The 14223-nt window shown below is 56.7% G+C and carries 11 protein-coding genes; 10 read left to right on the plus strand and 1 reads right to left on the minus strand.

What is annotated here, in order from left to right; translation table 11 throughout:
• Positions 1 to 79: 79 nt before the first annotated feature.
• From AC2FF8_RS08115 to AC2FF8_RS08135, 5 genes are all read left to right on the plus strand, one after another.
• Positions 80 to 376, plus strand: coding sequence for an FAD-dependent oxidoreductase (locus AC2FF8_RS08115; protein ID WP_496879469.1), 297 nt, complete (start codon positions 80 to 82; stop codon positions 374 to 376).
• Positions 377 to 413: 37 nt separating this feature from the next.
• Positions 414 to 1253 (plus strand): EamA family transporter, encoded by an 840-nt coding sequence (locus AC2FF8_RS08120; RefSeq protein ID WP_257601195.1) that lies wholly within the window; start codon positions 414 to 416, stop codon positions 1251 to 1253.
• 269 nt (positions 1254 to 1522) lie between these two features.
• Entirely contained in the window at positions 1523 to 2542 is a 1020-nt protein-coding gene (locus AC2FF8_RS08125; RefSeq protein WP_170346841.1) for a putative 2-aminoethylphosphonate ABC transporter substrate-binding protein, read from the plus strand.
• 132 nt (positions 2543 to 2674) lie between these two features.
• The gene (locus AC2FF8_RS08130) at positions 2675 to 3790 is read left to right on the plus strand and encodes a putative 2-aminoethylphosphonate ABC transporter ATP-binding protein (protein WP_496879399.1); all 1116 of its coding nucleotides are present in this window, start codon (positions 2675 to 2677) and stop codon (positions 3788 to 3790) included.
• Complete coding sequence (locus AC2FF8_RS08135; protein ID WP_480685128.1) at positions 3787 to 5808, plus strand: putative 2-aminoethylphosphonate ABC transporter permease subunit; 2022 nt, start codon at positions 3787 to 3789, stop codon at positions 5806 to 5808. Before AC2FF8_RS08130 ends, AC2FF8_RS08135 begins: the two co-directional genes overlap by 4 nt.
• A gap of 24 nt (positions 5809 to 5832) precedes the next feature.
• Here the strand turns inward: AC2FF8_RS08135 and AC2FF8_RS08140 are convergent, their stop codons facing one another.
• On the minus strand, positions 5833 to 6723 hold the full coding sequence (locus AC2FF8_RS08140) for a LysR substrate-binding domain-containing protein (RefSeq protein WP_496879400.1): 891 nt from the start codon (positions 6721 to 6723) through the stop codon (positions 5833 to 5835).
• 120 nt (positions 6724 to 6843) lie between these two features.
• On the opposite strand from AC2FF8_RS08140, the gene AC2FF8_RS08145 reads away from it, so the two are divergent.
• The 5 genes from AC2FF8_RS08145 (at position 6844) to AC2FF8_RS08165 (ending at position 14125) form a co-directional block, all read left to right on the plus strand.
• Positions 6844 to 8031, plus strand: coding sequence for a 2-aminoethylphosphonate--pyruvate transaminase (locus tag AC2FF8_RS08145; protein WP_170346844.1), 1188 nt, complete (start codon positions 6844 to 6846; stop codon positions 8029 to 8031).
• A gap of 18 nt (positions 8032 to 8049) precedes the next feature.
• Positions 8050 to 9294: a phosphonoacetate hydrolase gene (gene phnA / locus AC2FF8_RS08150; protein WP_170346845.1), complete on the plus strand. Its 1245-nt coding sequence runs from the start codon at positions 8050 to 8052 to the stop codon at positions 9292 to 9294.
• A gap of 18 nt (positions 9295 to 9312) precedes the next feature.
• Positions 9313 to 10761, plus strand: coding sequence for a phosphonoacetaldehyde dehydrogenase (phnY, locus tag AC2FF8_RS08155; protein WP_496879401.1), 1449 nt, complete (start codon positions 9313 to 9315; stop codon positions 10759 to 10761).
• A 106-nt stretch (positions 10762 to 10867) separates the two neighbouring features.
• A complete protein-coding gene (pbfA, locus tag AC2FF8_RS08160; protein ID WP_496879402.1) occupies positions 10868 to 12220 on the plus strand; it encodes a (R)-1-hydroxy-2-aminoethylphosphonate ammonia-lyase in 1353 nt (450 codons plus the stop codon).
• Positions 12221 to 12460: 240 nt separating this feature from the next.
• Positions 12461 to 14125: a Na/Pi cotransporter family protein gene (locus AC2FF8_RS08165; RefSeq protein ID WP_170346848.1), complete on the plus strand. Its 1665-nt coding sequence runs from the start codon at positions 12461 to 12463 to the stop codon at positions 14123 to 14125.
• Positions 14126 to 14223 lie beyond the last annotated feature (98 nt).

The raw sequence follows: 14223 nt of genomic DNA on the forward strand, positions 1-14223 counted from the left end.
AGGGTGAAGGGAAATCCGAATCCCTGAGTACGGAGCGAGCCGATGGCTGATACCAGACTTCCACGCTGCGCGACATGTCATTGTCGGAGGCGGCATCATTGGCCGCGCGGTTGCGTATCATCAGACCGGAAAGGGGCATCGCGACGTGCTGCTTTTTGAGCATGGGCAACTGAGCCGTGGCATCACATGGTGTGCGGCTGGTCTGGTTGGCCAGTTGTGCAGCCAGCCCGCGATGACCAACCTGATCCGCCGCTCGCCGGGGTTGCATTGCCCAGCGGGTTTGAGCCCCCTAAACCGTTGCCGCCGCAATACAGGTCAAGCTTTGGTCGAGCCGCTGCATGCGCGCGCAAAAAGCGCTCTGAAAGCCGAATTGTGACGCAAGACAAGTTTTCAGCTCAATTCGTCGGGCCACAATGACAATACAGGCAGTTCTCATCGTATTGACCGCAGCCGTGTTGCACGCGCTCTGGAATGCGGTTGTCAAAGGCGCGCCCGACAAAGCGGTTGTTTTGGGGTTGGTGGCGCTTGGCCATGCCGTGCCTGCGCTGATTGCGTTGCCTTTTATCGGCTTGCCGGTTTGGGCGGCGCTTCCCTTCATCATCGGCTCGACCCTGATCCACTGGGGGTACTATTGGTTTCTCAACACCGCGTACAAGCATGGGGATCTGTCGGTGGTGTACCCGATCTCACGCGGGATGACGCCAATCCTGGTCACGGTGGGTGCCATTCTTTTCGCGGGTGAGTTTCTGCCGCCGATCGCGTGGGTCGGCATTGTCTGCATCTCGGCTGGGATTGGGTGCCTGTCCCTGGCCGGGCTGGGCCGAAACACAAGCTGGGTCGCCGTGGCGGCGGCGTTTGGCACGGGCCTGATGATAGCGTCCTATTCGATTGTGGATGGTATTGGTATCCGGCTGTCCGGGAACGTACTGGGATACATTGCGGCATTGTTCGTTGCCGAAATACTTGTTGCCGGGTTTATCTTCGCGACCAGATGGCAGCGTTTCGTCGCACTGCCCAGGCGTTATGTCTGGGCGGGTCTGACAGGCGGCGTCATCTCTGGCCTGGCGTATGGGCTGGTGCTGTATGCCAAGACCATTGCGCCCTTGGGCGTGGTATCCGCGCTTAGGGAAAGCTCGGTTATCTTTGCGTCGCTTATTGGTGTGATGTGGTTCGGCGAGGGGCCAAAGTCCAACAGGCTTCTTGCAGCGATCATTGTTGCGATCGGGATAGGACTGCTTGCGATGACACGTTGAGCGTTTTGCGCCACCGCAGGAAAGTCTGAAGAATTCAGCGCCTTTTACATGCCCTGATGTTCTGTTGATCGTCCTGATCCAGTTCCGCAATGATCTGCCGGGGCAAGCGGTTTCCATCTATAAGTAATGCTTATGACATCGAAGATATAATCGATTTTTATTGGCGTTTTTATCTGTCAAACTGCTGTCAAACAATCGGTGCACAATAATCGAGTTCGAACGCCGCGCAAGAATGGCGAAAACTACATAATTACCAACAGAGGATCACAATGAAACACAAAACATCATTTCTCGCAGCTCTGACTATAGGTGCGCTAACGGCAACGGTTGCGGCATCGGAAACGGAATTGACAGTTTATACCGCAGTCGAGGCGGAAGACTTGGCGCGGTACGCCGAGACGTTCAATCAAAGCCACCCTGATATCAAGATCAATTGGGTTCGCGACTCGACCGGGATCATTACGGCGAAATTGTTGGCAGAGCGTGATAATCCTCAGGCAGACGTTGTTTGGGGCCTGGCCGCCACGTCGCTGCTGCTGCTGAAGTCAGAAGGTATGTTGGAACCTTATGCGCCGGCCGGTGTGGAAAAGCTGGACAAAAAATTTGTTGATGGCGACAACCCCCCTGCCTGGGTCGGCATGGACGCCTGGGTTGCTGCCGTCTGCTACAATACAGTCGAGGCAGAGAAAGCCGGGCTGACCCCGCCGACATCCTGGAAGGATCTCACCGACCCGATGTACAAAGATCAGGTGATCATGCCCAATCCGAATTCATCGGGCACCGGGTTCCTTGACGTGTCAAGCTGGTTGCAGATGTTCGGTGAAGAAGGTGGTTGGGAATACATGGATGCGCTGCACGAGAACATCGCGCGGTACACCCATTCAGGTTCAAAACCCTGCAAACTGGCCGCGGCAGGCGAAATCCCGATTGGCATCTCTTTCGCGTTCCGCGGAGCAAAATCCAAAGCCGACGGCGCGCCGCTTGAGATCATCGTGCCTTCTGAGGGCGTGGGATGGGACATGGAAGCCACCGCAATTGTCGCCGGTACTGCAAATCTGGAGGCTGCGCAGAAGTTGGTGGACTTCACAGTCACCAAAGAGGCCAACGAGATGTACAACACCGGCTATGCCGTCGTGGCCTATCCGGGCGTTGCGAAACCGGTTGAGCACTTCCCAGACGGTCTTCTGGATGCAATGATCGAAAATGATTTTGAGTTTGCCGCCAACAATCGCGCGGCAATCCTGAAGGAATGGCAGTCTCGCTATGACGGAAAGTCGGAAGCGAAGTAACCCCTTTGGCAGGAGAGGCTTTCGTGCCTCTCCTGCGCACCAGTCTCTTGTTCCCCGACAAACAACTTACTCACCCGGATTCAACCGGCCAGGATCGGCCGTGCCCGAGGTGCAGATGTGAGGACCTCTCCCGTGCTTCAGAAAACACCACCCGGTGAACTGTATCTCAGCATCCAGAATTTGTGGAAAGCGTTCGGAAGCTTTCTGGCGCTCAAGGACATCTCTTTGGAAATCAATGAAGGGGAATTTGTCTGTTTTCTCGGCCCATCCGGGTGCGGCAAGACCACTCTTTTGCGGGCGATTGCCGGATTGGATTTGCAGACAAAGGGTACGGTCATGCAGGATGGTAGGGACGTATCCAATCTGCCCCCGTCCGAGCGGGATTTCGGGATCGTGTTTCAGTCCTACGCTCTGTTCCCGAACCTGACGATTGAAAAGAACATCGCCTTTGGCCTTGAAAACACCGGCCGCAGCAAATCGGATATCGCTGTTCGGGTAAACGAACTCTTGAATCTGGTTGGTCTGCCGGATCAGGGCAAGAAATATCCGGCGCAATTGTCAGGTGGGCAGCAGCAACGGATTGCACTGGCGCGTGCCATAGCAACCAACCCCGGACTTTTGCTGCTGGACGAACCCCTGTCGGCGCTGGATGCCAAAGTGCGCGTTCATCTGCGGCATGAGATCAAGGAGTTGCAGCGCAAGCTGGGTGTGACCACCGTGATGGTGACCCACGATCAGGAAGAAGCGCTGGCCATGGCAGACCGGATCGTGGTCATGAATCACGGGGTAATCGAACAGGTGGGGCCTCCTACCGAAATCTACCGGGAACCGGCCAATCTGTTCGTTGCCGATTTTATCGGTGAAATGAACCAGATCCGGTCGCAGGTTACCAAAGGCGGACGATTGAGCGTCGGGGAAAAGACCTTTGCCTGCCTCAGCCACAAGTTCAACGATGGAACCCCGATCATCGCGGCCATTCGACCCGAAGACATCATCCCTCATGAAGCTGGTTACCTCGACACGGGCGGCAATCGGAACTGCATAGAGGTGACGCTGGATGAGATGGAGTTCCTGGGTTCGTTCTGGCGCTGCCGATTGCACAACGAGAGGTTCGGATCATCGGAACTGATCGCGGATTTCTCGATCAATGCCGTGCGTCGTCTGGAACTGGAAGAAGGGCGCAGCATGGTGATTGAGCTCCCCGAGAACCGCCTTATGGCGTTTGACGTGCCGGAGGCTGAGGCATGAGCTCGGTTTCTACCAATCAGGACAGCCTGCCTGTCGGGCCGGACATCAAGCCCAAGCTCAGCCGTGATGATATCCTGATGCGCGGCAGCATGATGGTAATCGCGCTGTATCTGGTCGTGACACTGGCGTTGCCGCTTTACACGATGCTGTCCAAGTCGTTTTCGACCTATCGGATAGAGCTGTCCCAGTACGAGTTTCAGGTAAGTGACGACGCAGGCGTCTTTGATGGAACGATCCTGTCGGCAGACGAGTTGAACAGGCAATTGGGGGTCTTTTCCGACTCTGATCTGGTGACGGGTTCCGACGGGCGTTTGCCTGTGACCGGACTCTTCCCCGATTTCAGCTTTCGCAGCCCGGTCATGTACAAGATCCGCAACACGACGGATACCGGGCGCTTTCTTGTCGGGTCGACTTTGAATGAAGGCACCGATTGGGTCGAGCTTGATTCCAACACGTTCCGCCGGGTGCAATTGCGGCCGGTCCAGTCGCGAGGGCTGGACAATTTCATCAACTACTTCTCGACACCGGCACTGTTCAATTCGATCAAGAACTCGCTTTGGATCTCGGTTGTCAGCACCATTGTGACGGTGACACTGGCGTTTTGGTTCGCCTATGCGCTGAACCGAAGCTGCATGCGGTTCAAGGGCGTTTTTCGCCTCATTGCGATGGCACCGATCCTGGTTCCGTCGCTCTTGCCGGGCATCGCGTTGGTCTACCTGTTCGGCAACCAGGGGATGATCAAGGAGTTGCTGTTTGGTGCCAGTATATACGGCCCCATCGGCATCGTGATCGGATCGGTTTTCTTTACCTTTCCGCACGCATTCCTGATCATATCGACCGCCCTCGCGATATCTGACGCGCGCCTGTATGAAGCTGCGGCCAGCCTGCGGTCGACGCCATGGCGGACCTTCTGGACCGTAACGATACCCGGGGCCCGCTATGGCCTGATCTCGGCGGCCTTTGTCGTGTTCAACCTGGTGATCACCGACTTCGGGCTGCCAAAGGTCATTGGCGGTCAATTCAACGTGCTTGCCGTGGATATCTACAAACAGGTGATCGGCCAGCAGAACTTTGAAATGGGCGCCGTGGTATCCGTGGTTCTGGTCATCCCGGCCATTCTGGCTTTTGCCATCGACCGGATGGTTCAGTCCAAGCAGGTGGCGCTGCTTTCGGCCCGTTCCGTGCCATATCAGGCGACGCCAAACCCGAAAGCTGACCGCATATTCCTGATCTATTGCAGCCTGATCGGCCTGTTCATCGTTGGTCTTCTGGCTGTGTGTCAGTTTGCGGCGCTGATCAAGTTCTGGCCTTACGACCTGAGCCTGAGCCTCAAGAACTATCAGTTCAACAGAATGGACGGCGGCGGCTGGGGGTCGTATTTCAACTCGATCAGACTGGCGTTGCTGACGGCAGTCATCGGCACGACGGTTGTGTTCTTCGGGGCCTATCTGGTGGAAAAATCAAACGGGTTCAGAACCGGCCGGTCGATTTTCCAGATGTTCGCGATGCTGCCCATGGCGATCCCGGGCATGGTATTGGGGCTGTCCTACATCTTCTTCTTCAACAACCCGTCCAATCCGCTGAACGGGATTTACGGCACGATGGCGATTTTGGTGATTTGCACCGTGACGCATTTCTACACCGTATCGCACCTGACGGCCGTCACCGCGCTCAAGCAAATGGACAGGGAATTTGAGTCGGTGTCTGCCTCGCTCAAACAGCCGACGATGAAGCTGTTCGCACGGGTAACGGTTCCGGTTTGTCTGCCGGCGGTGTTGGATATCTCAATCTATCTGTTCGTCAACGCGATGACGACCGTGTCGGCAGTGGTGTTTCTTTATTCTCCCAAAACGACGCTGGCCTCTATCGCGGTGCTGAACATGGATGATGCCGGGGATATAGCACCGGCGGCGGCGATGGGCATGATGATCTTTTACACCAATGCTGCTGCCCGGATCGTTCACCTGATTGCTTCAAAAGGCATTCTGAAGCGCACTCAGGCTTGGCGAAGCCGGTAGCCAAAGGAACCCTGCCCCCGCCGATCAGGTATCGGCGGGGGGGTTTTTTTCTTCCAGCGCGCGCTGGGCGAAGTCCATGAAGGCTCGGATGATCTTTACGTTGCGCCGTTGCGAAAGCGAAATCATGCTTTCACCCATTTGCAACTTCACGCCTTTCAGCTTGATTTGCCGCAACCGATCATCATGCCCATACTCTGCTTCAGAGACAAATCCGATGCCTGCGCCCGAGGCCACAAGCTCGCGAACGGCCTCGCGCCCTTCCGCAACGATTGCAGGATTCAACGCGATACCGCGCCTTTCGGCTTCTTCTTCCAGTTTCTGACGTGTTTTTGACCCGTGCTCTCTGAAAACCAGCGGCAGATCGGCCAGTTCTTCCAAAGAAAGCGAAGGTTTGGATGCCAAAAGCATGCCTTGCGCAGCGAAGGCCACGATTTCAGTGGACCCCAGATTCAACACATCCATATCCTTGCCAGGGGACAGGCTGCCGACAACGCCGATCTCTGCATTGTACGACCGAAGTTCTTCCAGAATTTCTTCGGTGTTTCCGGATCGAACGGTGATCGTGATTTTTGGGTATTTCTTTTGAAACGACCCCAGGAAAGACGTCATGTGATGCGCTGAATCGGCGATGATCCGCAATTCTCCGTCGATCACGGCCTTGGTTTCCGAGAGGTAGTCCTCGATCTGATCTTCGATCTCGAAATACTGTTTTGTGAACCGGTAAAGCTGTTCGCCTTCGGGGGTGAGGTTCACGCGTTTTCGTTCGCGCTGAAACAACAGCAGGTCGTGTTCCTGTTCCAGCTTTCGAACCTGTTCGGAAATCGCCGGCTGCGTCAGAAAAAGTGCCTCGGCCGCGCGGGAAAACCCGCCATGTTTGGCCACGTAATGAAAGGCTTTGAGCTGGCTGTGCCGCATCACCGGTCCCCAATGATTTGTGCATAGGCTGCACTTATAATTAGATTGATATTTGCAATTTCACATATAGCAACCGTTGCTGCAATGGTGTTTGTGAAAACGCTGTTCTGGAGCCCGGTAATGACGCCTTCCCATCCAAAAATCGAGCAACCGCGCCTCGGCGAACCATACCTTTTGACACCCGGCCCTTTGACAACGTCCTACGCCGTGAAAGAGGCCATGCTGAAGGACTGGGGAAGCTGGGACGACGACTTTCGCGCCATGACAAGAGAGCTGCGGTCAAGCCTGCTGGACCTGCTTGGTGACGGCGCCGACGCGTTCGATTGCGTGCCAATGCAAGGCAGCGGATCGTTCTCGGTCGAAGCAATGCTGGCATCCTTCATCCCACCGGAAGGAAAGGCGCTGGTACTGGCCAACGGCGCCTATGGGCAGCGTTCTGCGCAGACGCTACAGTATCTGGGGCGGGACCATATCGTGCTGGACAAGGGCGATTACCTGCCGCCACGGGGCGACGAGGTTGCGCGCATTCTCGCGGATGACCCGGCCATCACGCATGTTGTTGCCATTCACTGCGAAACCAGCTCGGGTATCTTGAACCCCGTCGAGGAAATATCCCAAGCCACATATGCAGCCGGACGCAAGCTGTTGATCGACTCGATGTCTGCCTTTGGCGCGATCGAACTCAGGCCCTCGGATATTCGATATGAAGCCATGGTGTCTTCGGCCAACAAGTGCATCGAGGGTGTTCCCGGCTTTGGCTTCATTGTGGCGCGCAAGAGCGAGCTGGAAGCCGCAAAGGGCAACAGTCATTCCCTGTCTCTGGATGTGCACGCCCAGTGGGCGCACATGAACAAGACCGGTCAGTGGCGCTTTACCCCGCCGACGCACGTGGTCGCGGCCTTCATCGAAGCGCTTCGGGCGCATGCCGCTGAAGGCGGTGTTGCCGGCCGCGGCGCACGGTACACCCGCAACCGGGACGTCATGGTTTCGGGCATGCGCGAACTGGGTTTCGAAACGCTGCTGGACAATCGTTGGCTCAGCCCGATCATCGTCACGTTCTTCTGCCCCGCCGATGAGAGGTTCGTATTCGATCAGTTCTACAATCTGATGAAGGACAAAGGGTTCATCATCTACCCGGGCAAGCTGACCGTCGTCGACAGTTTCCGCGTCGGATGTATCGGTCAGATGGATGAAGACGTCATGCGTAAGGTTGTGAACGCAGCAAAGGAATCCCTGGAAGAAATGGGCGTGACAAGCGCCGCTCCTCCTCTTCGGGCACTGGAAGAACGCGCCAAGCTGGCCGCTTAAACATCAAGGAAAATACAGATGACCATTCAAACCCCTGTCGAAGCAAATGAGCGCGTCTATCCGACGCCGAAGGTGCCCGCCATAGCCATCTGCCTTGATGGATGCGAGCCGGAATACCTCGATGTCGCGATTGCGAAAGGGCTGATGCCCAACCTCAAGCGGATCCGGGAAGAGGGCACGGACCGGCTGGCACATTCCGTTATCCCCTCGTTCACCAACCCCAACAATCTTTCGATTGCCACCGGACGTCCGCCAATCGTGCACGGAATCTGTGGCAACTACCTCATCGACCCGGACAGTGGTGAAGAGGTGATGATGAATGATGTCCGTTTCCTGCGTGCGCCGACCATCTTTTCCCAGTTCTACGACGCGGGTTTCCGCGTGGCGATGGTAACCGCCAAGGACAAGCTGCGCGCGCTGTTAGGTGCCGGGCTGAAGTTTGACGAAGGCAGGGCGGTTGCCTTTTCTTCCGAACGGTCGGGCGAAACGACGCTGGCGGAACATGGCATCGACAACGCCAGCAAATGGCTGGGCATGGACGTCCCCGAGGTCTACTCGGCTGAGCTTTCCGAATTTGTCTTTGCCGCTGGCGTCAAGCTGCTGAAAGAGTTCAAGCCCGACGTGATGTATTTGTCGACCACCGACTATATTCAGCACAAGTTTGCACCCGATCAAAAAGGCGCTCTGGATTTCTATGCCATGTTTGACCGGTATCTGGGCGAACTGGATGAACTGGGTGCGGCCATCGTGGTGACCGCGGATCACGGCATGAAGCCCAAGCATCTGGCGGATGGATCCCCCTCGGTGGTGTACGTGCAGGACCTGATGGACGAATGGCTGGGCAAGGATGCGGCGCGGGTCATTCTTCCGATTACCGACCCATACGTCGTGCATCATGGCGCGTTGGGATCTTTTGCAACCGCCTATTTGCCTGACGGAGCAGACCGGGACGACATCATCGGCAAGCTCAAGGCGACCAACGGCATTACGCATGTGCTGACCAAGGCCGAAGCGATCGAGCAATTCGAATTGCCGGGCGACCGCATTGGCGACATCGTGATGGTGTCCGGCGAAAACATCTGCATCGGCACGTCCGAGCATCGCCATGATCTGGCAGCGCTCAAAGAACCGTTGCGCAGCCATGGCGGTTTGACCGAGCAGGAAGTTCCCTTCATCGTGAACCGTGTCATCGACCTGCCAAACCAACCGGTGCTGCGCAATTTCGATGCCTTCTTCTACGCAACAACAGCAGCGGCACAGTAAGCTATGAAAGATCAGACCATGTCGAAAATCGAAGTACGCAACGAGGGAATGCGGATCGGTGGTGAGATTGTCTTTACCGACGAAACCGTTCCCGTTCTCTACCCGTACACAAACGAGGTTGTGGGCCACGTACCAGCCGGTACAGCCGAACATGCGCGCCGGGCGTTCGAGATTGCGGCGAATTACAAACCCAAGCTGACCCGATACGAGCGCAGCCAGATCCTGCAACGGGCAGGCGAGTTGATCGGCGAAAAGCGCGACTATCTTGCGAAATGGCTGACGCTGGAGTTGGGGATCTGTCACCAGCATGCGATCTACGAAACCAAGCGCGCGCAGGACGTGTATCAATTCGCGGCGGCCGAGGCACTGAAGGATGATGGTGAGATCTTTTCCTGCGACCTGACCCATAACGGCAAGGCCCGCAAGATTTTCACCACCCGAGAGCCAGTGAAAGCTATCAGTGCGATCACGCCGTTCAATCACCCGCTGAACATGGTCAGCCACAAGATCGCGCCGTCGATTGCCACCAACAATTGCATGGTTTGCAAGCCGACTGAACTGACGCCGTTGACCGCATTGACACTGGCTGACATTCTTTATGAGGCAGGCTTGCCGCCCGAGATGTTCCAGGTCGTGACCGGTTGGCCCGGTGACATTGGCGACGAGATGATCACCAATGAACACATCGATATCATTACCTTTACCGGTGGTGTGCCCGTGGGCAAGATGATTGCCGAAAAAGGCGTCTACAAGCGTCAGGCGCTGGAACTTGGCGGCAACGACCCTCTGATCGTTCTGAATGACCTCAATGAGGCCGATCTGGACAAGGCGGCAGCCATTGCGGTGGCGGGGGCTACCGGAAACTCCGGTCAGCGTTGCACGGCGGTCAAGCGCATACTCGTGCAGGAAAGTGTGGCCGACAAGTTTGTGCCGCTGGTTCTTGAGAAGGCGAAGAAGATCATGTTCGGCGATCCCCAGGACCCGGAAACCGAACTGGGATGCGTGATCCATGACAAGGCCGCCGAGATTTTTGAAAACCGCGTTCTTCAGGCTGAAAAAGAGGGTGCTGAAATTCTGTACCACCCCGGTCGTCAGGGGGCGCTGCTGCCGCCTATCGTGGTCGACAAGGTGCCCCATGATAGCGAACTGGTGATGGAGGAAACCTTTGGCCCCATCGTGCCGATCGTTCGCGTACCGGACAACGACGAAGAGGTGATGGCAATTTCAAACGGTACCGAGTTCGGCCTGTCTTCGGGTGTCTGCACAAACGATCTGAACCGGGCGATTGCCTTTATCAACGGGTTGAACGTCGGCACCTGCAACATCTGGGAACAGCCGGGTTACCGCATTGAAATGTCGCCCTTTGGCGGCATCAAGGACAGTGGAAACGGGGTGAAGGAGGGCGTCATCGAAGCGATGAAGTTTTTCACCAACGTCAAAACCTATTCGCTGCCGTGGCCTAACTGAGTCTGGTGCCCTTACCCCTTTTGCGGAAAGGGCAACACAGTTCCTCCCTGGTACTGGCGGGCCTTGCGGGGTCCGCATCTTTTGATGACGACAATGAGGAGCGGACATGCCACAGATTGTCCATACTGAAGGGGAATCAAACACGTCCGAGGCGCGCAAGGCGTGGCTGCGAAAGTCCATGGGACCGAAGTCAACGCCATTGCTCAAACGCGATGCGAACGTGTTCCTGCATCAATCTTTGTCCTCACCCTGCGTCAGCACCATTGCAAAGGCCGAAGGGATCTGGATCGAGGACATCGAGGGTCGCCGGTACATGGATTTCCATGGCAATTCGGTGCACCATATCGGGTATGGCCATCCCCGTTTGGTTGCCGCCATTAAGGCACAGCTTGACGATCTGCCCTTTGCGCCCCGCCGCTTCACCAATGATCCGGCGGTGGAACTGGCCGAGAAACTGGCTCAGATCGTGCCTGGTGATCTGGGCAAAATGCTTTTTACCACCGGCGGATCCGACGCCAACGAGGTCGCCCTCAAGATTGCGCGCGCCGCTACCGGCCGGTTCAAAACGATCAGCTTCTGGGATGCTTTCCATGGCGCGGGGTTCGGCGCTGCAAGCGTCGGCGGAGAGGCGACCTTTCGCAGTCATATCGCGGGGCCCCTTTTGTCCGGCACCGAACATGTCGCCCCCTTTGCCTGCTATCGATGCCCGTACAATCATGCGGGCCCCGAAACCTGCGGACTGGCCTGTGCAAAAATGGTCGAATATGTCCTCGAGCGTGAAGGAGACGTGGCGGCAGTCATTGCGGAACCGATGCGCGCGGTGCCCTATGTCCCGCCGCCGGGGTTCTGGAAGACGGTGCGCGAGGCATGCAACCGTCACGGGGCGCTGTTGATCATGGATGAAATTCCGACGGGCCTTGGCAAGACGGGCAGGATGTTCGCCTTTGAGCATGACGAGATCATCCCGGACATCGTGACACTTGGGAAAGCGCTTGGCGGAGGAATCCTGCCCATCGCGGCCTGTGTCGCCCGCAAACAGCTGGATGTCTGCGGAGATTATGCCATCGGGCATTACACGCACGAAAAGAACCCGGTCACCGCCCGGGCTGCTTTGACGACGATCCAGATCATCGAAGACGAAGGCCTGGTTCGCCGGTCAGCGGAACTGGGTGAACATGCCATTGGTCGCTTGATGGATGAACTTCAGAACGTTCCGATTGTCGGTGACATCCGGGGACGGGGCCTGATGTTCGGGATTGAAATCGTGGATGATCGCGCCGACAAAACGCCGGGGAACGCGAGCGCCGAACGGATCTACTATGCCTGCCTTGAGGCCGGTCTGAGCTATAAGATCAGCCAGGGGTGCGTTCTGACATTGTCACCGCCGCTGACCATCTCGCGTTTGGAGTTGGACCGCGCAATCGGCATCGTAATTGCCGCAATCAAGGCCGAGAGTTGACGCCCCTTACCGATCTCGTGTCACAATGGGATCAGGGGCCGCGCCTTTCCGGGGCCCTTTGGCCAGGTTCATGGGTGACGGATGTTCCGTCAAAGCGCGGACAAGTGGTTGCGGTGAAGCACACAGGAGTTTACGCCTTGTAGGCCAAAATGGGATATATCCCTTCCCAATCGCGGTCGGTAACATGAACAATACAACGCGCTGCGACAAGCTGGGCCAAAAAGAATAACGGGGTAGAGTATGGCAATTGTCAGCTTCCTTATCAGCCTTGCCGGGGCCACGATGCTGCTGCTTTACGCGGTTCGTATGGTGCGAACCGGGATCGAGCGCAGCTATGGCGCGTCGTTCCAGCGGGTAATGACCCAACAGCGCAGTTACCTTCAGGCCTCGGTGGTCGGGTTGACGATGGCGGTCGTGCTGCAAAGCTCGGCGGCTGTTGCTCTGTTGACCTCGGGATTTGCGGCCAGTGGAATGCTCAGTTTTCCTGCCGGCCTTGCGATTGTACTTGGTGGCGATCTGGGTTCGGCACTTATCATCCAGATCCTTTCGTTCCGGCTGGACTGGCTTGTTCCTATGCTGTTGGCGGTTGGGGGGTATCTGTTCGTAAAGACCGAAGCCAAGAAAACGCGGCAGCTGGGGCGCATCCTGATGGGTGTGGCCTTTATCCTGATCTCGCTTCGGTTCCTTCGCGAGGCGATGGATCCCATTCGGGACAGCGCGTTTCTGCCCGCGGTGGCGGATTATCTGGCGCGCGATTACATCACCGCGTTTTTGGTCGGGGGCGCCTTGGCTTTCATCATGCATTCCTCGGTGGCGGCCATCCTCATGTGTGTGACCCTTGTTCAGATCGGAGCGATCCCGTTTGCCGCCGGGATGTCTTTGGTATTTGGCGCGAATTTCGGCTCTGCCTTCATTCCGGTCTGGCTCACCCGTGCCATGCCAGTCCAGGCCCGGCGCATTCCCTATGCCAACCTGGCATTGCGTGGCAGTTGGGCCTTGCTGAGTTTGTTTGCGGCCAACATGGCTCTGCGGACCGGGTTGTTAGGAGACCCGCAAGGCGGGCAGATGCTGGTCAATGTGCATGTTTTGTTCAACCTGTCACTGCTGCTTCTGGCCTTGCCATTTTGCGGGAAGTTGAAAGATCTGTTCGAAAGGTTCTTGCCGGATCAGAAGCAAGAACTGGTTCCGCAACCGGCACGACCGGCCAGCGCATTGGACATAGGCAATGTGGCCAATCCCAGCCAGGCCCTGCCAAGCCTCAAGCGAGAGCTGCTGCGGATGAGCGACCTTGTCGAAACCATGTTCCGGCCTTGTCTGGAATTGTATCGCAGTGGCGACAAACAACAGATTCGAGCGGTGCAAGCCATCGACGAGGACGTGAACAATTGCCTGTCCGGGATCAGGGCATTCGTTTCGGCGATTCCACCGGATGTTTACGAAAAAAAGGATGAAAAATCCGCGCGCGACCTTATGGAATTCGCTATCCGGCTGGAGACGGCCGGTGATGTCGTGGCCAAACGCTTGACCGTGTTGGCGGGTGAAATGCGGGCCAAAGGCTCGAGCTTTTCGCAGGAAGGCTGGTCGGAACTTGTTCAGATGCACGAGGGCATTCTGGCCAACATGAAGCTGGCATCAAACGTGCTTATCTCGGACGATCTGGAAAGCGCGCGCCTGCTGAGCCTTGAGAAGACCGAAATCAAACGGGTGGAACGTGAAAGCCGTAAACGACATCTGCGCCGATTGCAGCACGGGTCACGCGAGAGTTTCGAAACCAGTGATATTCATCTTGAGACCTTGCGGGCGTTCCGGGAGTTCAACAGCCATATCGCATCTATTGCGTACCCGGTGCTGTACCAGAATGGCCAGCTTCTCGAGACGCGGCTGATCGACGAAATTGCGAAATAGCCGGAAGGTTCTCTGACAAAAATCTGAAAAAGAAAAGGAACGATGCTACACTCGGGATGACGGCAGCGAACAGGAGCCGGACCCGATGCAAGCACGGG

The sequence above is a fragment of the Ruegeria sp. YTSA144 genome, assembly GCF_059610125.1.

What these genes read in the sequence shown, in the direction of transcription:
- phnY (WP_496879401.1), top strand. Translation starts at nt 9,313, where the DNA reads ATGTCGAAAATCGAAGTACGCAACGAGGGAATGCGGATCGGTGGTGAG.
- AC2FF8_RS08140 (WP_496879400.1), bottom strand. Translation starts at nt 6,723, where the DNA reads ATGCGGCACAGCCAGCTCAAAGCCTTTCATTACGTGGCCAAACATGGC.
- AC2FF8_RS08120 (WP_257601195.1), top strand. Translation starts at nt 414, where the DNA reads ATGACAATACAGGCAGTTCTCATCGTATTGACCGCAGCCGTGTTGCAC.
- phnA (WP_170346845.1), top strand. Translation starts at nt 8,050, where the DNA reads ATGACCATTCAAACCCCTGTCGAAGCAAATGAGCGCGTCTATCCGACG.
- AC2FF8_RS08125 (WP_170346841.1), top strand. Translation starts at nt 1,523, where the DNA reads ATGAAACACAAAACATCATTTCTCGCAGCTCTGACTATAGGTGCGCTA.
- AC2FF8_RS08165 (WP_170346848.1), top strand. Translation starts at nt 12,461, where the DNA reads ATGGCAATTGTCAGCTTCCTTATCAGCCTTGCCGGGGCCACGATGCTG.
- AC2FF8_RS08145 (WP_170346844.1), top strand. Translation starts at nt 6,844, where the DNA reads ATGACGCCTTCCCATCCAAAAATCGAGCAACCGCGCCTCGGCGAACCA.
- AC2FF8_RS08135 (WP_480685128.1), top strand. Translation starts at nt 3,787, where the DNA reads ATGAGCTCGGTTTCTACCAATCAGGACAGCCTGCCTGTCGGGCCGGAC.
- pbfA (WP_496879402.1), top strand. Translation starts at nt 10,868, where the DNA reads ATGCCACAGATTGTCCATACTGAAGGGGAATCAAACACGTCCGAGGCG.